This is a genomic window from Pseudomonas sp. TH39(2020) (assembly GCF_016650715.1).
In the GTDB taxonomy this organism is placed as follows: domain Bacteria; phylum Pseudomonadota; class Gammaproteobacteria; order Pseudomonadales; family Pseudomonadaceae; genus Aquipseudomonas; species Aquipseudomonas mandelii_C.
In genome coordinates, this window is record NZ_JAEKFF010000006.1 from 187,872 (window position 1) to 208,790 (window position 20,919).

The 20,919-nt window shown below is 61.3% G+C and carries 18 protein-coding genes; 3 read left to right on the forward strand and 15 right to left on the reverse strand.

The genetic code is table 11. The annotated features are described in order from the left end of the window. Positions 1-83: 83 nt before the first annotated feature. Positions 84-1,664 carry a quinohemoprotein amine dehydrogenase subunit alpha gene (peaA, locus tag JFU47_RS08765; protein ID WP_201182508.1) on the reverse strand — a complete coding sequence of 527 codons (1,581 nt, stop codon included), beginning with the start codon at positions 1,662-1,664 and terminating at the stop codon, positions 84-86. Between the two features lie 343 nt (positions 1,665-2,007). Here peaA and JFU47_RS08770 point away from each other — a divergent pair, with 343 nt between their 5' ends. Further along, positions 2,008-2,364, forward strand: coding sequence for a hypothetical protein (locus JFU47_RS08770; protein ID WP_201182510.1), 357 nt, complete (start codon positions 2,008-2,010; stop codon positions 2,362-2,364). 50 nt (positions 2,365-2,414) lie between these two features. On the opposite strand, the gene JFU47_RS08775 is transcribed toward JFU47_RS08770, so the two are convergent. Continuing rightward, entirely contained in the window at positions 2,415-2,669 is a 255-nt protein-coding gene (locus JFU47_RS08775; RefSeq protein ID WP_046048402.1) for a DUF1652 domain-containing protein, read from the reverse strand. 275 nt (positions 2,670-2,944) lie between these two features. Between JFU47_RS08775 and JFU47_RS08780 the strand changes: the two genes are divergently transcribed. Continuing rightward, positions 2,945-4,435 (forward strand): aldehyde dehydrogenase family protein, encoded by a 1,491-nt coding sequence (locus tag JFU47_RS08780; protein ID WP_201182511.1) that lies wholly within the window; start codon positions 2,945-2,947, stop codon positions 4,433-4,435. A gap of 165 nt (positions 4,436-4,600) precedes the next feature. Here the strand turns inward: JFU47_RS08780 and qhpG are convergent, their stop codons facing one another. From qhpG to JFU47_RS08815, 7 genes are all read right to left on the reverse strand, one after another. Beyond that, positions 4,601-5,926 carry a flavin-dependent monooxygenase QhpG gene (gene qhpG / locus JFU47_RS08785; RefSeq protein WP_201182513.1) on the reverse strand — a complete coding sequence of 442 codons (1,326 nt, stop codon included), beginning with the start codon at positions 5,924-5,926 and terminating at the stop codon, positions 4,601-4,603. Beyond that, a complete protein-coding gene (gene qhpE, locus JFU47_RS08790; RefSeq protein WP_201182515.1) occupies positions 5,923-6,600 on the reverse strand; it encodes a subtilisin-like serine protease QhpE in 678 nt (225 codons plus the stop codon). Before qhpE ends, qhpG begins: the two co-directional genes overlap by 4 nt. Beyond that, positions 6,590-8,308, reverse strand: a complete 1,719-nt coding sequence (locus JFU47_RS08795) for an ABC transporter ATP-binding protein (protein WP_201182516.1) — start codon at positions 8,306-8,308, stop codon at positions 6,590-6,592. The genes qhpE and JFU47_RS08795 overlap by 11 nt, the downstream gene beginning before the upstream one ends. Beyond that, a complete protein-coding gene (locus JFU47_RS08800) occupies positions 8,308-10,212 on the reverse strand; it encodes a sigma-54-dependent Fis family transcriptional regulator (protein ID WP_140680300.1) in 1,905 nt (634 codons plus the stop codon). Before JFU47_RS08800 ends, JFU47_RS08795 begins: the two co-directional genes overlap by 1 nt. A 247-nt stretch (positions 10,213-10,459) precedes the next feature. Next, on the reverse strand, positions 10,460-11,485 hold the full coding sequence (locus JFU47_RS08805) for a histone deacetylase family protein (protein ID WP_201182518.1): 1,026 nt from the start codon (positions 11,483-11,485) through the stop codon (positions 10,460-10,462). A 118-nt stretch (positions 11,486-11,603) separates the two neighbouring features. Further along, on the reverse strand, positions 11,604-12,833 hold the full coding sequence (locus tag JFU47_RS08810) for a Zn-dependent hydrolase (RefSeq protein ID WP_201182521.1): 1,230 nt from the start codon (positions 12,831-12,833) through the stop codon (positions 11,604-11,606). Between the two features lie 23 nt (positions 12,834-12,856). Beyond that, entirely contained in the window at positions 12,857-14,167 is a 1,311-nt protein-coding gene (locus tag JFU47_RS08815; RefSeq protein ID WP_140680303.1) for an MFS transporter, read from the reverse strand. Between the two features lie 161 nt (positions 14,168-14,328). Between JFU47_RS08815 and JFU47_RS08820 the strand changes: the two genes are divergently transcribed. After that, positions 14,329-15,261 carry a LysR family transcriptional regulator gene (locus JFU47_RS08820; protein WP_201182522.1) on the forward strand — a complete coding sequence of 311 codons (933 nt, stop codon included), beginning with the start codon at positions 14,329-14,331 and terminating at the stop codon, positions 15,259-15,261. Here JFU47_RS08820 and JFU47_RS08825 read toward each other — a convergent pair. The 6 genes from JFU47_RS08825 to JFU47_RS08850 all read right to left on the reverse strand — a co-directional run bounded on the left by JFU47_RS08825 (position 15,258) and on the right by JFU47_RS08850 (position 20,771). Beyond that, the gene (locus JFU47_RS08825; protein WP_201182525.1) at positions 15,258-15,869 is read right to left on the reverse strand and encodes an RraA family protein; all 612 of its coding nucleotides are present in this window, start codon (positions 15,867-15,869) and stop codon (positions 15,258-15,260) included. The genes JFU47_RS08820 and JFU47_RS08825 overlap by 4 nt on opposite strands. Then, a complete protein-coding gene (locus tag JFU47_RS08830) occupies positions 15,862-16,254 on the reverse strand; it encodes a RidA family protein (RefSeq protein WP_201182527.1) in 393 nt (130 codons plus the stop codon). The genes JFU47_RS08825 and JFU47_RS08830 overlap by 8 nt, the downstream gene beginning before the upstream one ends. A gap of 18 nt (positions 16,255-16,272) precedes the next feature. After that, positions 16,273-17,652: an MFS transporter gene (locus JFU47_RS08835; RefSeq protein ID WP_201182529.1), complete on the reverse strand. Its 1,380-nt coding sequence runs from the start codon at positions 17,650-17,652 to the stop codon at positions 16,273-16,275. A 127-nt stretch (positions 17,653-17,779) separates the two neighbouring features. Then, entirely contained in the window at positions 17,780-18,721 is a 942-nt protein-coding gene (locus tag JFU47_RS08840; protein ID WP_201182531.1) for an NAD(P)-dependent oxidoreductase, read from the reverse strand. After that, positions 18,718-19,473 (reverse strand): class II aldolase/adducin family protein, encoded by a 756-nt coding sequence (locus tag JFU47_RS08845; protein WP_008145462.1) that lies wholly within the window; start codon positions 19,471-19,473, stop codon positions 18,718-18,720. Before JFU47_RS08845 ends, JFU47_RS08840 begins: the two co-directional genes overlap by 4 nt. Next, positions 19,470-20,771: an MFS transporter gene (locus JFU47_RS08850; RefSeq protein ID WP_201182533.1), complete on the reverse strand. Its 1,302-nt coding sequence runs from the start codon at positions 20,769-20,771 to the stop codon at positions 19,470-19,472. The genes JFU47_RS08845 and JFU47_RS08850 overlap by 4 nt, the downstream gene beginning before the upstream one ends. Between the last annotated feature and the right edge of the window lie 148 nt (positions 20,772-20,919).

A 20,919-nucleotide genomic window follows, 5' to 3' on the forward strand; every position in this document is an offset into this window, starting at 1 on the left:
TGCAAACCCCGTTCTACGGGGCTCACGGTCATTCCAAAAAAATGTCTGAAGCCGTTGAAGTCAGCCAGCTCACGTTTTCAAAATCATGGAATGGGTGGATTGTTCCAGCGTTGCACAGTGACGATCATGTGGCCTTCGCCGGTCAGGGATTTCCCTGCGTCGTCGACGGCGGCGATCACCTTGAGATTGCCGGCATTGTTGGTGGACATTTTGCGCTGTGGGTTTGGCCCGGCATCGCCCGGTGTAAACACGCCGCTGTCAGCCTGCATGGTGCCGGCGAACTTGACGTCCTCGTCTTCCTTGGCGCGGTCGTCGAACGCTTCGACCGACCACTGCGCCGGGAACACGCCGATGCGATAAGGCTTGCCGTCAGCGCCCTTGCCCCAGGCTTCGGCATCAAAACGGCCCTGGACTTTCGGCGTCGAACCACCGCCCTCGCCAATCCGCGCCACCGAGAACTCGGGCACGACTTTGACTTCGGCGATTTTGCTGTAGACCGACAGGGTCGGGCCTTTCAGCGTGCCGACAGTAACGTTGCGCAAACCCGGTTGAGCATTGGCGGCAGCCTTGAGCTTGACGCGCATGCGCTCCGGGCTTTGCTCCAGTACTTCGACCACTTCCACGCCTTTGCCGAAGTTCGGTTTGCCGGTGAGACCGCTGCCGACAAGGGTTACTTCAGTTTCGCTGCCGGCCTTCAGGTAACCCGGCTGCACCGCCAGCAAACGACTGCTGCCCTGTTTGGCGGCGACGAAGTCCAGACCCCGCTCATCGTGCTCGGCCTCGAACATCCGGCCTTGCATCGCGTTGCCTTGGGCGGCGAATACCTGACGCATGGTCACGCCATCGATGGTCACGTTGCCGCGCCATTCGTAACCGGTGTAGAGAATCGCGCTGCCGTCGCCATTGAACGGGCTGCCGTCGGCGTATTGGCCTTTGACGCTGACCTTGAACGTGTCGCTGCCATCGGTCGTGACGCTCATCACACCGGCCACTTCCCCCTTGCCCGGCAAGTGGCCGCTGAAGCTCCAGTCACCGACCAGCGCTTCAGCTTTCGGTGCGGTGCTCAGCCATTTTTTCCAGGCCGGGTTGTCCAGCGGATAACGCTTGGCCAGCAGCGGCACCATGTCTTTGCGGGCAATGTCGAACCAGTCGCGATCACGCGCCAGAGCCTGGTATTCCAGGGACGGCCAATGGCCGAGGTGGAAGTTCACCAGACGCTCCCATTCCTGGGCCGGACGCCGTTGCAGGGCGACCCGCGCACCGGAATGGCAGCGGCCGCACATCTGGCTGGTCTGGTCGTCGAACTTCTCGACGGTATTGAGTCGACGCTCCAGCGCATAACGCACGCCGTCGGTCTCGCTTGGGGCCAGGCCCTGGGTGTCGGCCAGGTATTTGACCAGGGTGCGACGGTCGTCATCGCTGATCTGCAAACCGTGCATGGTTTGCATGCGGGCGATGCTCATCAGCCAGCCTTCAGGGGTTTTGCGCTGGAGGCTGATGCGGCTCAGGGCATTATTGGCTTCAGGGGTATGACAGCCCTGACAGGTTTCCTTGAGGATGGTCTGAGCGTCGCGGGCTGCCAGGCTGTAAGGCGAATGCAGCGCCACACAAGCGGCCACGGCCAGCAGACTGGCACTCAGGCCTGATCGGAGTTTTCTCTTCATCAACGTCGAACCTCGCACAGTGCTTTCTTATTTTTGTGGCTTATCGTTTTTATGGTTTCTGCCGTCGGCGGCGCACCGCTGACGGAGGCAAGAGAAACGTCTGCAATGAGCAATACACGGAGCGTGCCAGCTTACCAATTACCTTTTAAATCAATAAGTTGCGTGACGATGACTGCTTTTCGGCATCGCTGAACAAGATCGCCTGCGTCTAATAACGCGACACGTGTTGCAGTCTGAGACAGCATAGATGGCCTGACCGGAACAGCTCATCGGCCGACGATTGACGCCCATCCTCTGCAAGCGCGAAATGGTTGTTCACCGATTGCCACCAGGGGATAAAAAAATGGCAAGCATCACTGTCCTGGCGGGGGACTTTCTGCAGGGTGATGGAGAGTACAGAGACGGCGTTTTCACCCTCAGAACGTCGCTTCACCCATGGCCCGGCATTACCCTGCCGCTCTCATCGTTCAAGTGCGTGGAAGTGGCCAACGAGGATTCGATCAACAACATCAAGGATGCCATCGGCTTTGGCGTGGCCGGGGCCATGCTGTTGGGGCCCATCGGCGCAATTGCCGGGTTCATGCTGGCCGGCAAGGAAACCGAAGTGACCTTCCTGGCGACACTCAAGGACGACAGAAAGCTGTTGGCCGCCGTGGATGGCAACACGTTCGAAGAAATTTCCCGGGAATTTGCAGCCTGAGTAATCGGCGCAGGCCGCACCGCGTTCCCACGGTGCGGCGTGACGCCGGTTCAGATGTCATAGGTGGGGGGAACGCTTTTGTGTACGTCGATCTCGTGCTGCATGTCCGCCACCAGCGACGCGATCGCATGGGGACTGTCCAGTGTCCACAGGGGAACGTGGGTGGCCACTATATCCACTTTGCCGGTCATGCAGTCGCAGACCCGAATCGTCAGGGACTGGTCCGCCGCCATGGTGCAGGTGCAAACGGACGGCAGAAAACTGTGTTCAATGATGTTTTGAATTTCCAGGGTTGAAAGGAACATCGTTACCTCCCTCACGCCAGATGTATTGCCGGATGAACGGTCCGTGATTTCACCCACCGATCCCAAAAAATTCTAGTCCTCAATACTGGCTACCTCAAGGTCGCAACTCGGTTGCTCGTCGTCTCACAGCTGTCGCAATTTGCAACAACCTCACAGCGTCCGCGATGCCCTTGAGTGCCACAAAACCCCGCCAGCCAAGGGCGGCTCTGCCTTTGCGGGCACTTGGCACACCCATTGCGAAAGCCCTGTTCTCACGAACAACAAGAGGTTTCGTCATGCCCCTCCCTTATTTGCTTCCCGCCACCTCGGCGTTCATCCAGCGCGCCCCACGCATGCTCATCGGCGGCGACTGGGTCGAGGCCGCCGACGGCCAGACCATGCCCCTGCACAACCCGGCCACCGGTGAAGTGCTGTGCGTCGTGCCACGGGCCACGCCAGAGGATGTCGACCGCGCCGTGCTCGCCGCCCGCCAGGCCTTCGATGATTCGGCCTGGACCCGCACCCGGCCTCGGGAGCGGCAGAACCTGCTGTGGAAACTCGCCGGCCTGATGGAACGCGACGCCGAACTGCTGGCGCAACTGGAATGCCTGAACAACGGCAAAAGTGCGGCGGTGGCCCAGGTGATGGACGTGCAACTGTCCATCGACTTCCTGCGCTACATGGCCGGTTGGGCGACCAAGATCGAAGGTTCCAGCGTTGAAGTGTCGTTGCCGTTGATGCCCAACGATCAATTCCACAGTTTCATCCGTCGCGAAGCGGTGGGCGTGGTCGGCGCCATCGTCGCCTGGAACTTCCCGCTGCTGCTGGCCTGCTGGAAACTCGGCCCGGCCCTGGCCACCGGTTGCACCGTGGTGCTCAAACCCGCCGACGAAACCCCGCTGACCGCACTGAAACTCGCCGAACTGGTGCTGGAAGCCGGTTACCCCGAAGGTGTGTTCAACGTGGTCACGGGCACCGGCATCACGGCAGGTTCCGCCCTGACCCACAATCCGCTGGTGGACAAGCTGACCTTCACCGGCTCCACCGCCGTGGGCAAGCAGATCGGCAAGATCGCCATGGATTCCATGACCCGGGTGACCCTGGAACTGGGCGGCAAATCGCCGACCATCGTCATGGCCGACGCCGACCTGAAGACCGCCGCAGCCGGCGCCGCCAGCGCGATTTTCTTTAATCAGGGGCAGGTGTGCTGCGCAGGCTCCAGGCTGTATGTGCAGCGTAAGCATTTCGACAATGTGGTGGCGGACATCGCCGACATCGCCAACGCCATGAAGCTCGGCAACGGCATGGACCCGAGTGTCGACATGGGCCCGCTGATCTCCGCACGCCAACAGGAACGGGTTTACGGTTACATCGAAAAGGGCCGGGAAAGTGGCGCGACGATCGCCTGTGGTGGCGAACAGTTCGGGCCAGGGTTTTTCGTCAAACCGACGGTGATCGTCGATGTCGATCAGAAACATTCGCTGGTGCAGGAGGAGATCTTCGGGCCGGTGCTGGTGGCGATTCCGTTCGATGATGAAGCCGATGCGTTGCGCATGGCCAATGACAGTCCATATGGGCTTGGGGCGAGTATCTGGTCGAACGATTTGGCGGCGGTGCACCGGATGATTCCGCGGATCAAGTCGGGTTCGGTGTGGGTCAATTGCCACAGCGCGCTGGACCCGGCGTTGCCGTTTGGTGGGTACAAGATGTCCGGGGTTGGACGTGAGATGGGGTATGCGGCGATTGAGCATTACACCGAGTTGAAGTCGGTGTTGATCAAACTGTAGGTTTTTTTGGAGGGAGATGGATCGGTGTCGGACTCAAGATCCACCCCCCTCACCCCAGCCCTCTCCCAAATGGGGAGAGGGGGAAAGGGAGTCGATCTTCATGCTGTTCAAAGCCTGAGCTCGACTCGGACTTTCAGGTCGCAGTACTTCAAAAGAAACCCACGGTCAGTCCCCTCTACCCTCTGGGGAGAGGGTTAGGGTGAGGGGGCGATATCCCTGACTCAACAACCAACTCCTGACCAACCTTCCCTGCTCCACCGTCAACCCGGCCAACGCCTGCTCGGCCGGCTCGGTCCGCAACCGCCGCACCAACGGCGCCAGCTCAACCCCTTGCACATGCCAGATCCCCAGCGGCTGATCCGCCGTGATCACCACCTCGGCCTCATCCACAAATCCATCGCGCAGCACCGGCGCGCGCTCAATCCTCAACGAGGAAAAATCCGCCTCGGCATGCGCCACTTCAGCATCCGGCCACTGCCGCCGTGCAAGCCAGAATGGCTGCTGCAACCAACGCTGCTCATCGGCATAAAAATCCCGCCCGATCCGCGCAAAACGCAAAAACAACTGCTCCACCCGTTGCTGATGAAAGCGCTGAGCCAGCGCCGCTCGCTCGGGTTTACGCAACAACGTGTTAATCACCGTCGGCGCCTGTAACGCCGAGGACAATGACTGAAAAATCCCATTGCCCGACAGCGGATCCACCGCCATCGCCGCATCGCCGACCCGAATCCAGTTATCGCCACACACCTGCGGGCACAAAATCGCCGTACTGCTGCGGGCATGCAGCTGTAGATCGACCTCAGGTTCTTCACCGAAAAACGCCCGGGCTAACGCCGAACCTTGGCGTCGTTGACGACAGTAGTCGAGCAACTGCGCCTTGCCCGGCAATTCAGCACTGGCCACGTCCACCGTCCACTGCCAGTAACACTGACCGTCGGCTCGCCGAGCCATCCACGCCCAGCCGTCCTCAAGACTTTCCACGGCGCTGGCGGTGTTGCCCGGCGTGCCTTGCCAGCGATTGAGCAGGCTGACCGTCTCCGGCCCGCGCAGGCCTTTGCCGAGCGCAGGTGCCTGACGCCCACGTGCCTCAACCAGAAAATCCGCCAGCAGCGCCTCGCGCCCTGAGATTTCGATCCGATGCCCCGAAACCGATGACTGCACCGTCAGCACTCGGCCTTCGATCAGCTCAACGCCAGCCAGGCGCAGGTCCTCGCGCAAGCCTCGATCAAAGCTTGGGCGGTCCAGTAAAAATTCGATGTTCTGCGCATGCTGCTGACCGTTCCATGACACCTGTCTTTGGGACGGCAGCGCCGCATCCGCCTGTGCCTGATGAAGCCCGGCACCACGCAAGGCCTCCAGCACCCGAATGGAAACACCTTCCAGCGCCGCAAACCGCCGCCATTCGCTGACCAGCGTCACGGGATAACCGAGCCGACGCAAACCCAAGGCAACCGCCGCTCCCGCTGGCCCTGCGCCAAGAATCAAAATCATGCTCCGAAGCGCCGTTCAGGGCCGCGATAGCGGGCATTCTCCCGAAGCCATTCGATGATGTGTTCGTTGCTCGCCTCGGGATGCGCCACCAGGAAACCCGCGATGTGCCCGCTCAACGCCGCACAGCCGAGACTGGCGCCGGACTGCCCCGGATAGGTGCCATGCACACACGCGGCGAAATCCGCTTGAGCGCTGTTGAGCCACGACCATTCCTGTTCGGCACAACGCGCATCACCAGTGACTCGCAGCACCTGTGGATAATTCGCCGGAAACACGCCCTCACCCTGCGCCGGACTGGATGCACAGAGCAAAACACCGCGCGCTACCGCCGCGGCACAGGCTTCACGCAACAGGCTGCGATCCTGACGCAGACCGAGGCTCAAATTGATCAGCCGAACGTCCTGCGCCACCAGCCAGTCAATCGCCGTGGCGATCTGCAACGCGCTGGTGACCCCACGCTGATCGAACACCTGAGCCACGCAAAATACCGCCGAAGGCGCCCGCCGACCGATGGCCTCGATCACCGCGCTGCCGTGGCCCAGCGGATCGTCGCGCAAGTCGCTTTCGGCCAATCCATCCGCCAGCAACGAGAAGCGCCGCCCGGCGATAACCTGCACTCGTTGCGCCGCCGAGTGACCGCTGTCCACCACACCAATCCGCAGCTCAGGCTTCATGCAGCACCGTTTTTGAAGTGAGTACGCCGTCAAGCAATTCAAAGCGCAAATCGGCATCGGCCAAGGTCGAAGGACGGTGGCTGATGAGGATCCGCGTACGCCCGGCAAACAGTCGATCGATGGCTTCGATGACTTCGCGCTCGGTGGCTTCATCCACCGCCGAGGTCGCTTCGTCCAGCACCAGAATCAATGGATCCTGCAACAGCGCCCGGGCAATGGCGATGCGCTGTTTCTGCCCGCCGGACAACTGCTGACCACGTTCGCCCAATGGGCTGTCGAGGCCTTCGGGCAAAGACTCGATCAGGCTGTCGAGTTGCGCCAGCCGCGCCACTTCGGCAATCGCTTCACGGCTGGCGTCCGGCACCGCGTAGGCGAGGTTGTCGGCGAGGCTGCCGCGAAACAGCACGATGTCCTGACTGACCACGGCAATCCGCCGACGCAGCTGGAACAGGTCCAGTTCGCGCAGATCGACCTCTCCCAGCAACACCCGGCCGGATTGTGGGTCGTGGTGCCGTTGCAGCAGGTCGATCAGGGTCGATTTACCGACCCCGGAGCCGCCGCTCAGGGCGACTTTCAAACCGTAGGGAATTCGCGCTTCGATCCCGCGCAAAGTCGTCGGGCGACCGGGATGGCTGAAGTGCACATTGTCGAAACGCAGTTCACCGGAAGTCGGCATAGGCTGCGGCGTGACCGGGGTGAGAACGGTCGGCTCTTCGCCGCGCAACTCCATCACGCGCCCGAGGCTGACGGTCATTCGTTGGACCGCGACATAGAGACCCAGCAGGCTCTGAACCGGTCCGACGGCCATGCCCAGGTAGGTGGAAAACGCGATCAGCGCGCCCAGTTGCCAGGTCCCCTGCACCACCCAATATCCGCCGATCAGGAATGCGCAGGCGCGGGACAGGGACGTCAGTGTGCCCGGTACCGCCTGGGTGAAAAACTCGGTGACTTGCAGGCGCAGCAGCTGGCTCATGTAGCCTTGGCCCAGCGTCTCCAGGCGCCGCGATTCACGCTGTTGCTGGCCGGCAGACTGGATGAATTTCATCACCGGCAAGGTCTCGACCATGAATGAGGACATGTCCGCCGAGCGCTCGCGCAATTGCCGCACATCGCGCTCGACCTTGCGCCGCATCCAGCGCAGCCAAAGCACGTCGAGGGGAATCAGCACCAGCGCCAGCAACGAGAGTTTCCACGACAGGGTCAGCAGCATCGCCACGGCGCAGACCAGACCGATCACGCTCGATACCGCCGAGAACAACGAGTCCACGGCAAAGCGCTGGATCTCCGCGACGTCGCCATCGAGGCGCGACATCAGGTCACCGATTCGGCGCTGTCCGTAGAAACTCGGCGAGAGGGTTTGCAGATGTCGATAAAGGTCATCGCGCAGGGCAAACAGAATCCGCCCGGATAGCCGCGTGTGCAGGTAACGGTTGATCCCCGACAACCCCGTTCCGAGCAGGCCGGCCACGATCATCAACCCGGCAATCAGCACCAGCATCGGAAAGTTGCGTGCGAGCAAACCATCGTCGATCAGTAGTTTGGTCAGCCAAGGCTGGACCAACACCAGCAACGAGGCGCAGACCGATAACCCGAGCAACCCGGCAATCGCCAGACGATGGGGCCGCACGAAGCTGTAGAGCCAGCGCAAGGCCGCTTGCAGGGCTTCGGGGTTTTGGCTGTCGATCAGCCGAACGATCAAGCGCTGCATCACGAGCGCAACTGTTTGAGCTTGCGATACAAGGTCGCGCGGCTGATGCCCAAGGCGTCGGCGGCGGCCGAGACGTTGCCCTGGTGAGTGTCCAGGGACTGGCGAATCAGCTCCAGTTCATTCTCACGGATGCTGCCTGACTGAGGGCGCTCGGTCGCGCTCAACTCGTCGAGCATGCTGTCGGGCAAGTGGTCGAGGGTGAGTACGGTGTCCCCCGGCTCGCGCATGGCCAGCGCCGTGCGTAAAACCATTTCCAGTTGGCGAATGTTGCCCGGCCAGTGATAGCCGCTGAGCAAGCGGTTCAAATCGTCATGCAGGACCATCGCCGGCGCATCCAGTTTGGCCAGCAGGCGAGCGACCAGACCGCTGAAATCCTCACGTTCGCGCAAGGCCGGGAGCATCACGCTGATGCCGTTGACCCGATAAAACAGATCCTCCCGGAAGTGTTTTTCTTCGACCAGTCGCTTGAGGTCGCGATGCGTAGCGCAGATCAGTGCGACGTCGATGTCTTGCTCTTCGCCGGCGCCTAACGGTGCCACTTTACGGTCCTGCAACACCCGCAACAGACGGGCCTGCAAGGCCAATGGCATGTCGCCGATTTCATCGAGAAACAAGGTGCCGCCATGGGCCTGTTGCAGACGACCGATCATGCCGCCGCGACGGGAACCGGTGAAGGCGCCTTCGCGGTAGCCGAACAATTCCGACTCGATCAGGCCTTCGGGGATTGCCGCGCAGTTCACGGCGACGAAGGGTTTGTCGCAGCGGGTGCCGGCCATGTGCAGGGCGCGGGCGATGACTTCCTTACCGGTGCCGGTTTCGCCCAGCAGCAACACCGGCAGCTCATTGGCCAGGCCTTGACGGGCCATGCGCAAGGCTCGGGCATAACGGACATTGCTGCCGGCCAGGGATTCGAGATCCGGTTGTGCTTTGGCGGTTTTCGCTGTGCTGCGCGGCGGCGTGCTGACGTTGATCGAACGCTGCGGCGCACGCAGGGTTTTGTAGAAGAACTCGCCTTTGGCCGTTTGCAGACTGCCAACACCGCCCTGATGCAGACGCGATAGAAGTTGCAGGCCATCGACGCCCAGAAACTCTTCACAGCGTCGACCGACCAGCGCCGAGCGCTCGGCGTGGAGCAACTGACAGGCTTGGGCGCTGACGGCGAGAATCTGCCCGCCGAGGCTCACCGCCAACAGGCCTTGCCAAGGGGATTCGAGGTATTGCCGACGGCTGTGGAAGGCCAGGACGATCTCGTCCGGATAACTGGCGTTGAACACTCGGCTTTCGATCTGGCTGACGGCCATCGCCAGCAACGCAGTGCTGTCGTGGACACGACCGAGCGGGCCTTCGCGGGTCAGGTCGAGTACGCCGAGGATGTCGCCTTGGGGGCAATGGATCGGCACCGAGGTGCAGGAGAAATCGGTCAAACGATCGAGGTAATGTTCACCGCAATCGATCATCGTTGGCCGGGCTTCCACCAGTGCGGTGCCCAGCGCGTTGGTGCCGCGAGCGGCTTCGCTCCAGCAGGCGCCGAGGGTGATGTCCTGCAGGCCGCTGCCCTTGAGGCGATCGGCGCGGCCTTCGACGGCGAGAATGGTGGCGTCGGAATTGGCGAGGATGATCAGCCCTTCCTTGCCCTGACGTTCGGCCAGGTAATCGATGGCCGGCAATGCCGCGTCAATCAGCAGCCGATTGCTCGCCAACAGCACGTCGAGGCTCGCGCTCGATTCCAGCGCCAACTCGTGCTTGGCATTGAAATGCACGCCATGGCTCAGGCTACGCCGCCACGACGCATCGATTTCCGCCCGCAACACGCCATCGGGGACTTCGCCCTCGAGATGGAGCTTTTCCCGGGCCAGCCGGGCTTCGCGGTGCAGTTTGGGAGGTGTTGTTTTTATTAGCGTCATCAAGCGCTCCGGATCGGTCCGCTTTGCGCTTTTTTAAGATCAGCGCCCTGCCGCAATCTTTACGTTAACGTCAGGGCGATGGCAAGTGCCTTACGGCGCTTGTGTTTCATCAGGTGGACCGAGTTATCGTTCATCGCGAGCAGGCTCGCTCCCACAAGTTCTGCGTCGTCCAAAAATCTGCGGTTCAACTCAGTCAACTGTGGGAGCGAGCCTGCTCGCGATAGCGATCTACCAGACACCAAAGATCTCAGAGCTGCCACACCTCGGCGTTCACAAAAAACGCCCGGGCATTATCCTCAAGACTCTCCAGGTGATACCCGCCCTCCTGCACAATCAGACACGGCAACCCAAGGCTGCGAATCCGCTCCCCAAGCCGCGCAAACCCTTCACGGGTCACCGCCACTTTGCTCTGCGGATCAAGCTCGAAAATATCGAACCCCAAAGACAACACCAGCACCTCGGCGCCGAAGTCTTTCACCGCCGCCAATGCCACGTCCAATTGCCCCAGGAAATCCGCCTCACTGGCACCATGCGCCATCGGCAAATTGAGGTTGAAGCCCTCGCCCCTCCCGACACCACGCTCGTCAGCGAACCCGGCAACCCCCGGATAGAAGTTGGTCGGATCGCCATGCACCGAGACGTAGAGCACGTCATCGCGGTCGTAGAAAATCTCCTGAATCCCCTGACCGTGGTGCATGTCGGTGTCGAGCACCGCGACGCGCTCATAACCGGCACGCAGAACCTGCGCCGCCACCGCTGCATTGTTCACATAACAGAAACCACCCGCCGCTTCGGCCCGGGCATGGTGTCCCGGTGGACGGCACAAGGCGTAAGCGGCCGGCTCGCCATCGAGCAACGCCTGAGCGCCGGCAATGGCGCTTTGCGCCGACCAATAGGCCGAACGCCAGGTCTGCTCACCCACCGGGCAACTGCCATCCGCCAGATAGCGGGCGGCCTGGGCGAGAATCCCGCGCAGGGCATTGGGCTCGCGCACGAAGATGTTCGACATCACCTCGTCACCCCAATCCTCGGGGATCTCTTTCCAACGCTGATGCGCTTCCTGCAAAAACGTCAGGTACGGCGCGCCGTGGACCGCCAGCAGCGGATCGAGCCCGGCATCGACCGGCTGCTCGACGTTAAAGCCCAGCGAGTGCGACGCCTGGACCAACCGCTGAGCGCGCTCCGGCACTTCTTGTGGTGTGCGCATCTGCCCACGGGAGTAGTAGCTGCGTGGATGGTGAAGCAATTGTTCAGGGTGGAAAAAACTGCGCATGGATTATCACCTGTCAGAGTGGGAGCGAGCCTGCTCGCGAAAGCGATGTGTCATTCAACAATGATGTCGACTGACACTCCCTCTTCGCGAGCAGGCTCGCTCCCACAGGGATTGCGTTTTATTCGACTTTGCCGGCGCGGGACAGCACGGCGTTTAGCAGCACATCGGTGCCCTGACGCACGTCTTCAGGCAACACATCTTCGGCTTCGTTATGGCTCAAGCCGCCGACGCATGGAATGAACACCATGGCCGTCGGGCAGTACCGCTCCAGATGAATTGCATCATGCCCGGCACCGCTGACAATCGATTGCTGAGCGTAGCCCAGCGCGTCCACCGCCTGCTGCACGGCCGCCACGCAATCGGCATCGAACGGGGTTGCCGGGCTGATCCAGTGAGGTGTAATCGTCAGGTTCAAGCCTCGGCTATCGGCAATCGCCTGAAGCCGCTCGCGGACTTGCTGCTCCATGGCCTCAATCGCTTCGTCGCGGTGATGACGCAGGTCGACGGTGAAATTCACCAGCCCCGGAATGGTGTTGCGCGACGATTTGTTGATGCTCAACTCGCCGACGGTGGTCAGGCCTTCGGGGGCAAAATCGGTGGCCAACCCTTCAATGGCCTGGATCATTCGCGCCACGCCATACAAAGCGTCTTTGCGCAGCGGCATCGGCGTGGTGCCGGCGTGGGCGGCCATGCCTTCAACCCGCACGTCGAGCCAGCGAATCGCCTGGCCGCCGCTGACCACGCCGATGCTTTTGGCGTTGTCTTCGAGGATCGGACCTTGCTCGATGTGCGCTTCAAAGTACGCATCCACCGCGCCGCCAAACGGGCGCTCGCCGGCGTAACCGGTGCGCTGCAACGCCTCGGCAACGCTGATGCCGTCGATGTCACGCACCGCCAGCGCTGCGTCCAGTGGCATGATCCCGGTGAACACCGCCGAGCCGAACATCGCCGGGGTGAAGCGTGCGCCTTCTTCGTTGGTCCAGACCGCCACTTCCAGTGGTTTGCGGGTCAGGATGTCGAGGTCGTTGAGACAACGGACCACTTCCAGGCCGGCGAGTACGCCGTAGACGCCATCGAAACGCCCGCCTTCAGGCTGGGTGTCGAGGTGACTGCCCATCATCACGGGCGCGGCATCGGGGTCGGTGCCGGCGCGGCGGGCGAACAGGTTGCCGATGGCGTCCACGCTCAGGGTCATGCCGGCTTCGCGACACCAGTGGGAAAACAATTCACGGCCGGCCTTGTCTTCATCGCTCAGGGCCAGACGGCAGCTACCGCCACGGGCGGTGGCGCCGATTTCGGCCATGGCCATCAGACTCGCCCAGAGGCGTTCGCCATTAATCTTCAACATGAGTTACTCCTGAAAAACGTTGATTAAGCGTTGGCCATTTCGAGGCGTTCAGCGCTGGCATGGCGACGGGCAAGGGACAGGACACAGATCAGCGAAGTCGCGGCAATCAGGCTGTAGAACACCGCCAGCGGCCACCATTGGCCGGCGAACTTGTGCGCCAGCAAAGTGCCGATCAGCGGCGTCAGGCCACCGGCCACGGCGCCGCAAATCTGATAGGCCAACGAGATCGCGGTGTAGCGCACGCGGGTCTCGAACATGCCGCTGACGTAACCGGCGATCACCGCATAGAACGACGCCATGCACACCACCGCCAGAGCGATGCCGAGGATGATCAGCGGCGCCTGGGCCGAGCTGACCAGCACGAACATCGGGTACGGCGAGGCCATGGCCAGCAACGACATCAGGCACAGGAATCGCGTCGCGCCGATTTTCTCGGCGACCCACGCGGCCAACGGTTGAATGCAGAACTGAATGATCGCCACCACAAACAGGCACTCGAGAATCAATGAGCGCGGCAGTTCGAGTTGCTGGGTGGTGTAGGCGATCATGAAGGTGTTGGTGAAATACACCCCGGCGATCCCGAGGGTGTTGGCGCCGATGCACAGCAGCAGCGGACGCCACGCGGTGCGCAGCACTTCCATGACCGGCGCCTGCTCCTTGCGTGTGCTTTTGCGCGCCAGTTCGCGGCTGGCGAGGAACTCCGGCGACTCATTCACGCCCAGGCGAATCGCCAGGCCCACCAGCAGCAACAGCGAACTGGCGAGGAACGGCAGACGCCAGCCCCAGCTCATCAGGTCTTCTTCCGGCAGACGGGTGACTACGCTGAAGGCCAGCAACGACAGGATCAAACCCGCCGGGCTGCCCAGTTGCGCAAAGGAGGCGAAGAAGTTGCGTCGACCTTTCGGCGCATGCTCGCCGGCCATCAACACCGCCCCGCCCCACTCGCCACCGACGGCGATGCCCTGGACGATGCGCAACAGAATCAGCAGCACCGGCGCGGCTGCGCCGATTTGTGCGTAGGTCGGCAGCAAGCCGATGCAGACCGTGACCACGCCCATCATCAGCAACGTGATGATCAGCGACTTCTTGCGGCCGATGCGGTCGCCAATATGGCCGAAGATAATCCCGCCCAACGGCCGCGCAAAGAAGCCCACGGCGAAGGTGCCGAAGGCGGCCATGGTGCTGAACAGTTTGTCGTCGGAGGGGAAGAACAGCGCGCCGAACACCAGCGCGGCGGCGGTCGCGTAGATGTAAAAGTCGTACCACTCGATCATGGTGCCGATGAATGCGGCAGCCGCAGCACGGCGAGGCTGGGGCGAAGCGTTAGGCTTCATGGTCAGGCTCCTTTGGTTATTTTTTTGGCAGGAGTGAAACTGCAAAATCAAGGCGCTCTGACGGCGCCTGTCTGGGGATGATTTATCGTCTCGGGGCTATGATTAGTCAATTTTCTATTTATTATGCGGACTATTACGCCAGCTTATAATCGAGAGCCGCCATGGCCGAACGCGATGTACAACGCCTGCTCAATGACCGTCTGGACTGGAACCTGCTGCGCACCTTCCGGGTGATCGGTCAGGAGCTGAGCATCAGCCGCGCCGCCGCTCGACTGCACCTGACGCAACCGGCGGTGAGCCAGGCGCTCAAGCGTCTGGAGGAGCAATTGGGCCGACAATTGATCGCCCGTCGCGGGCCACGGTTTGCCCTGACCGAAGTCGGCGAGCAGATCTTCGAACTGGCCGGGGAAATCTACGGGCAGATGTCCCAGGTCAGCAGCGTGCTGGAGCAACCGGCCGACGAAGTGATCGGCAAGGTTCGCTTGCTGATCATCAGCCGGATCTTTTCGGAGCGCTTCGATGACTTCCTCGCGGACTTTCATCGCCAGCACCCGCGAGTGGATCTGGAAGTCGACGTGATGCGCAGCTCCGACATCGTCAGCGCCCTCCAGGAAAAAACCGCGACCCTCGGCCTGAGCCTCAATCGCCGCCCGCAACCGCGCCTGGAACAACGACTGTTCCTGCGTCAACGCTATGCGTTTTTCTGCGGCAAGCACCATGCGCTGTTCGGCCAGCAGAATGTCGCCGAAGGGGATTTGCAGCGGGAGAATTTCGTCAGTTTCACCAGCGACCAGATCGGCGGCATGCTCTCGCCGCTGACGATTTTTCGTGATCAGCAAGGCTTCAGCGGACGGATCGTCGCCTCGTCACCGAGCCTGGAAGAAGTCCGGCGACTGGTGATCGCCGGGTACGGGATCGGCTGTTTGCCCGAGCACGTGGTGGCGGCGGACGTCGACGCCGGATTGCTCTGGCGCCTGCCGCCCCACGAAGGGATTGCCGATGTGGACATTCATTTGCTGTGGAACCGCGAGCAGCGCATGAGCCGGGCCGAGACGATGTTCATCGAAAGCCTGCAACGCTGTTTGACGGCTTAAACGCGTAACACCTGCGCCACCGGCTCGCCCGCATGCAAACGCTCGAGCAAACGCGGCTCGGCATTATCGGAAGCCAAGGCCTGTTCGATGACGCCGGCCGCGGTTTGCCAATCGAGAAACAGCACACCGTTGTCGTCCGCCAGCACCCAATCACCGGGATGCACCGTGACGCCGGCACAGTGAATCGGCTGATTGATCTGGCTGTCGCCACGGCCATGCAATTTGGTGGTCAACAGGCTGGTGCCGCGAGCGAAAACCGGCAGCCCGGACTCGCGCAGTTCCAGCAAGTCGGTCACTGCGCCGTCCACCACAATGCCCACCGCCCCCGCGCAACGTGCCGCGCAACTGGTGACGGCGCCGACAGGTGCGTGTTGCCAGTCCCCATCGGTGTCGATCACCAGCACATCGCCGGGCTGGATGAGCGCCAGGGCCTGGTTGACCGCGATGGCATCGGCGCCCACCAGTTTCAGGGTCAGCGCCCGGCCGACCAGTTTCACATTGGGCACCATGGCCCGCAGTTGCGAGTCGGCAAAGCCCTCTTCGAGAAAATGCCCGAGGGTCGGAAAACTCACTGCGTTGAGCTGCTCGATCAGCTGCGATTCATCCATGTTGCGCCTCCTTGGCGATCAACTCGGCGACACAGTCGATTTCCAGCGACACGCCCCACAGCGCCACGCACACCGTGGTGCGCGCCGGCGGCGCATGGCCGAGGAACTCGCGATACACCGCATTGAACGGCTCCAGTTGTGCGGGATCGGTGAGGTACGCGTTGACCTTGATCACATGGCTGAAGTCGGACCCGGCTTCAATCAGGATTGCCTCCATATTGCGCAAGGTTTGTCGCACTTGTTCGGTGAAATGAGCGGGCTGGTCATCGAGCCCGCTCTGGGCCGGAATCTGCCCGGCGGTGAACACCAGGTGGCCACTGACCACTGCTTGGGAGTAAGGGCCGACCGGGCCGATGAAGCCTGGGGCTGATTGGATTCTGCGCATGTTGTTGAACTCCATTAATCAGGCGACGGCCGATTTGACAGGTTTGCCGAGGGCTGGCTCGTTGTCCGGCACTGCTGCTGGGACTTCACTGATGTCTCGCTTGAAGGTCTCGGTCAGCAACAACAGCGCCACCAACGAAATCAACGCCGCACCGATCATGTACCAGGCCACTGAAGAGCCTTTGCCGGTCGCCGCCAGCAATGCGGTGGTGACGATGGGCGTCGCCGCACTGCCGAGCAGGCCGGACAACATGTAGCTGATCGATAACCCGGAATAGCGCACCCGAGTGCCGAACAGTTCGGCGAGGAAGGTCGCGATCGGCCCGTAATTGGCCGCGAAGGCAGTCATCAACAGCAGGTAGCCGAAGATCACACAGGGCAACTCTTTGGTGTCCATCAACCAGAACAACGGGAACGCCACCAACGCTTCGGCCACGATGCCGGCGACGATGATCGGCTTGCGTCCGTAGCGGTCCGACAACGCGCCGAACACCGGCAACATGACGATGCACCAGGCGCAGGACAGCAACACCACGCCGAGCATCACGCTGCGGCTGAACCCCAGATTCTGCGTGCCATACGTCAGGCCGAAGGCAACGATGATGTTGAACGACGCCCCGGTCGACATGGTGGCGATCCCGCCCAGCACCACTTGTTTCCAGTACTTGCGAAACACTTCCGCCAGCGGCATTTTCACCTGCACCTCGGCTTCCTTGACCTTGTTGAAGGCCGGGGTTTCCGCGATGTTCAAGCGGATGTACAAGCCCACGGCGATCAGCAGCACGCTGGCCAGGAACGGAATTCGCCAGCCCCAGGCCAACAGGTCTTCTGGGGACAGCCACGCGGCAATCAGCAAGAAGGCCAGGTTGGCAATCATGGTCCCGGCCGGGACGCCGATCTGTACCCACGAGCCGTACAAGCCGCGTTTGTTGGCGGGAGCGTGTTCCACCGCCATCAGCACCGCACCGCCCCACTCGCCACCCAACGCCAGGCCTTGAATCACCCTCAGCAGCAACAACAGGATCGGCGCCCAGATACCAATGGCCGCGTAGTTAGGTAATAACCCGATGGCGAACGTAGCGGCACCCATGGTCAACAGCGAAATCAACAACATCGACTTGCGTCCCAAGCGGTCACCGAAATGACCGAACAGGGCCGCACCGACAATCCGGGCCAGGTAGGCCGAAGCAAATGTACCGAACGCCAGTAATGTCCCGATCAACGGATCGAAATCCGGAAAGAACACTTTGTTGAACACCAGCGCCGAAGCCGTGGCGAAAACAAACAAGTCGTACCATTCCACAGTAGTGCCAATCACACTGGCCACGGCCACTTTCTTCATGCTGATTGCAACTTCCGGAGGTGCGCCGGACTTTTCTACAGGCGATAGATCGCTCATTACTGTCTCCAGGAGTTCATCAAGAACTCGTATTTAATTGTTTTAACTGGCAGTAAAACGTTCGAGATAAGGGATTATTGTTATAAGTCGCCCAATTCAATGGGCGAGTTTGCAAGGTGCTTTCTTATTAATAACCGAGTGTTCGGTCCGCACAATTCAATAACGGCTCACCGGTATTTAAACGACGAAAGTTCTCTGCTACTTGTTCGGCGATACAGTCATGGGAGGCTGCGGACGCCATGTGCGGAGTGATGGTGACGCCGGGCATTGCCCAGAGACGGTGATCGACCGGCAGCGGTTCTTGTTCGAAAACATCCAGCAACGCGCCGCGTAGCTTTCCTCGGGCCAGGGCCTGTTCGAGGTCATCGATATTCAGATGACCGCCGCGACCACAATTGACCAGCGCGGCGCCATTGGCGAGCCGCTCAAACGTTGCGCTGCCGAGGATGCCGCGGGTTTCGCTGGTCAGCGGCAACAGGTTGATCAACAACTCCAATCCATCGAGAAACGGGTTCAGTTTTTCCGCACCGGCGAACGTCTGTACGCCCGGCAAGTCTTTGCTGCGACGTGCCCAACCACGAACGTCGTAACCGGCGGCGGCCAGGTCCTGGGCAATGGCGCTGCCCAACGACCCCAGCCCCATCACACCGACCTTGAACTGCCCCGCCGCCCGTTGCAGCGGCCGCTCCCAACGCTGGTCCTGTTGCTGCAACAGCACTTGATCGAAGCCGCGGTGATAGTGAATCGCCGCCCAGCGCACGTACTCGGTCATGCCCTGGCGGTGACCGGGATCAACCACTCGGCAGATCGGCAGATCCGGGCACGACGGGTCGTGATCGAGGTGATCGATGCCGGCGGCCACCGAGTGAATGACTTGCAGGTTCGGCAATGCAGCGAGGCTGCCTGGCAAGGGAAACCAGCACGCGGCAATCTGCGCATTCTTGGCCAACGGATCATCCGCCAGCACGGTGGTGAGTTGCGACGCACTGCGGGCAAATGCAGCCTGCAATTGCTTGAGCAGAAGACTGTCGCGGGACAGCAGAACCACGGTGTTGGTGACGGTTTTCACGATAAGTAGGACTCGCGCTGGGATTCGATCAGGGTCAGGGCGGCCTCCCAGGCCAGGTCGATGATGTTGTCCTGCTCATCGCGGTCAAACTGCTCGGCGGTGTGCGCACAGACTTCCGGGGACGGGTAATGCAACGCCGAACCACCGGACAACGCCGCAACTTGCGCCTGACAGGCACGCTCCAGGAAGTGAATCTCCTGGAACGCCTGGGCCACACCAGAACCACCGACCAACAGTCCATGATTGCGCAGGATCATCGCCCGGTGCGGGCCCAGATCGGCAATCAAACGCTCGCGCTCATCCAGCGACAGCGCGATGCCTTCATAGGTGTGATACGCCAATTTGCCGTAGAACTTCAGCGCGTGTTGACTGATCGGCAGCAAGCCTTGCTTCTGGGCGGCGACCGCCATGCCGGCAGCCGTGTGGGTGTGAATCACACAGTTGAGATCCGGGCGGGCCATGTGGATCGCCGAGTGAATGACAAAGCCGGCGGCGTTGACCCGATGACCTTCATATTCCGGGTCAACGACTCGCCCGTCCTGATCGATACGCACCAGGTCCGAAGCACGCATGCGGTCGAAAATCACCCCGTAGCGGTTGATCAGGAAATGGTGCTCCGGCCCTGGAATACGCAGGGTGATGTGGGTATCGATCAGGTCGGTCATGCGAAAGTGCGCGACCAGGCGATACAGGGCAGCCAACTCGCAACGGGCTTGCCATTCAACCGGGCCGATGTGTTCAGGTTTACTCACGAATACACCTCTTTAGCAGCGTGGATGACGACCGGGTTGGCGCGCAGGCGGGCCAGCCCGCAAACACCGATCAAGGACAAGGCCGAGAGCAAGGTGAAGTACACCGCCAACGGCAACCATTGTCCGGAAAACTTGCTCGCCAGCAGCGTGCCGATCAACGGCGTGGTGCCGCCGGCCAGCGCGCAGCTGAGTTGGTAGGCGATAGAAATGCCCGAGTAGCGCAGGTGCACCGGGAATGCCTGGGTCATGTAACCGGCGATCACCGCGTACAGCGCCGAGAGAATCACCACCGCCAGCGCGATGCCGACGGTCATCAACACAATGTTCTGTGTGCCCACTAGCATGAACATCGGGTACGGCGTGACCATGCACAGCAGCGCGACGAGTTTGAGGAAGCGGCCTTCGCCGATGCGCTCGGCGAGCAACGCGGAGAGCGGTTGCGAGAGCAACTGAATGACGGTCACCAGGAACAGGCAATCGAGAATCGTCGAACGTGCGATGCCCTGATACTGGGTGACATAGGTGATCATGAACGTGTTGGTAAAGAAGAACCCGGCCGAACCGATAGTCACGGCGGCGGAAGCAAACAGGATCTGCCGCCAGCAGGTGCGGATCACGTCCTTCACCGGGTACTTGGAAGTCTCGTTGTTGTCCCGGGCCTTGGCGAACTCCGGCGACTCGTGGACGCCGGAACGGATCATCAGGCCGACCATCATCAGCACACCGCTGGCGAGAAATGGCAGACGCCAGCCCCAGGCGAGGAAGTCCTCAGACTCGAGGGAGGTGACCAGACGAAAGGCGATCAACGCCAGCAGTAAACCGGCCGGGCTGCCGAGTTGAGCGAACGATGCATAGAAAGTCTTGCGCTTGGCCGGTGCATGCTCGCTGGCCATCAGCACCGCCCCGCCCCACTCGCCACCGACTGAAATGCCTTGGATCAAACGCAGCACAATCAGACCGACCGGTGCCCAGATACCGACGCTGGCGTAGCTGGGCAACAGACCGATGCCGGCGGTCGCCAAACCCATCAGGGCCATGGTCACCAGCAGCATTTTCTTGCGACCGAGGCGATCACCCAAATGACCGAAAACCATGCCGGCCATTGGGCGAGCGATGAAACCGACGGCGAAACTGCCGAACGCTGCCAGGGTGCTCATCACCGGGTCGTGGCTGGGAAAGAACACTTGCCCGAGCACCAGCGCCGCCGCCGTGGCATAGATGTAGAAGTCGTAGAACTCGATGGTCGTGCCAATGAAGGCTGCCGCCGCCGCTCGACGCGGTTGAGGGGTAGTGTGCATGCAAGGACCCTGTGTATTTATAGTTTTGGGCAGGTACTGAAGGCTGTTTACGGGTTGCACTCTGTGGCGCTTGTTAGCTTTATCGCTTCCGTGCCAGGATTAGTCAATTTTCAAATTCTTATCTTTACTATTAGCCTTGCTACTACCA

What these genes read in the sequence shown, in the direction of transcription:
- qhpE (WP_201182515.1), bottom strand. Translation starts at nt 6,600, where the DNA reads ATGAAGCCTGAGCTGCGGATTGGTGTGGTGGACAGCGGTCACTCGGCG.
- JFU47_RS08825 (WP_201182525.1), bottom strand. Translation starts at nt 15,869, where the DNA reads ATGGATGAATCGCAGCTGATCGAGCAGCTCAACGCAGTGAGTTTTCCG.
- qhpG (WP_201182513.1), bottom strand. Translation starts at nt 5,926, where the DNA reads ATGATTTTGATTCTTGGCGCAGGGCCAGCGGGAGCGGCGGTTGCCTTG.
- peaA (WP_201182508.1), bottom strand. Translation starts at nt 1,664, where the DNA reads ATGAAGAGAAAACTCCGATCAGGCCTGAGTGCCAGTCTGCTGGCCGTG.
- JFU47_RS08800 (WP_140680300.1), bottom strand. Translation starts at nt 10,212, where the DNA reads ATGACGCTAATAAAAACAACACCTCCCAAACTGCACCGCGAAGCCCGG.
- JFU47_RS08815 (WP_140680303.1), bottom strand. Translation starts at nt 14,167, where the DNA reads ATGAAGCCTAACGCTTCGCCCCAGCCTCGCCGTGCTGCGGCTGCCGCA.
- JFU47_RS08780 (WP_201182511.1), top strand. Translation starts at nt 2,945, where the DNA reads ATGCCCCTCCCTTATTTGCTTCCCGCCACCTCGGCGTTCATCCAGCGC.
- JFU47_RS08850 (WP_201182533.1), bottom strand. Translation starts at nt 20,771, where the DNA reads ATGCACACTACCCCTCAACCGCGTCGAGCGGCGGCGGCAGCCTTCATT.
- JFU47_RS08805 (WP_201182518.1), bottom strand. Translation starts at nt 11,485, where the DNA reads ATGCGCAGTTTTTTCCACCCTGAACAATTGCTTCACCATCCACGCAGC.
- JFU47_RS08820 (WP_201182522.1), top strand. Translation starts at nt 14,329, where the DNA reads ATGGCCGAACGCGATGTACAACGCCTGCTCAATGACCGTCTGGACTGG.
- JFU47_RS08830 (WP_201182527.1), bottom strand. Translation starts at nt 16,254, where the DNA reads ATGCGCAGAATCCAATCAGCCCCAGGCTTCATCGGCCCGGTCGGCCCT.
- JFU47_RS08775 (WP_046048402.1), bottom strand. Translation starts at nt 2,669, where the DNA reads ATGTTCCTTTCAACCCTGGAAATTCAAAACATCATTGAACACAGTTTT.
- JFU47_RS08795 (WP_201182516.1), bottom strand. Translation starts at nt 8,308, where the DNA reads ATGCAGCGCTTGATCGTTCGGCTGATCGACAGCCAAAACCCCGAAGCC.
- JFU47_RS08810 (WP_201182521.1), bottom strand. Translation starts at nt 12,833, where the DNA reads ATGTTGAAGATTAATGGCGAACGCCTCTGGGCGAGTCTGATGGCCATG.
- JFU47_RS08835 (WP_201182529.1), bottom strand. Translation starts at nt 17,652, where the DNA reads ATGAGCGATCTATCGCCTGTAGAAAAGTCCGGCGCACCTCCGGAAGTT.
- JFU47_RS08770 (WP_201182510.1), top strand. Translation starts at nt 2,008, where the DNA reads ATGGCAAGCATCACTGTCCTGGCGGGGGACTTTCTGCAGGGTGATGGA.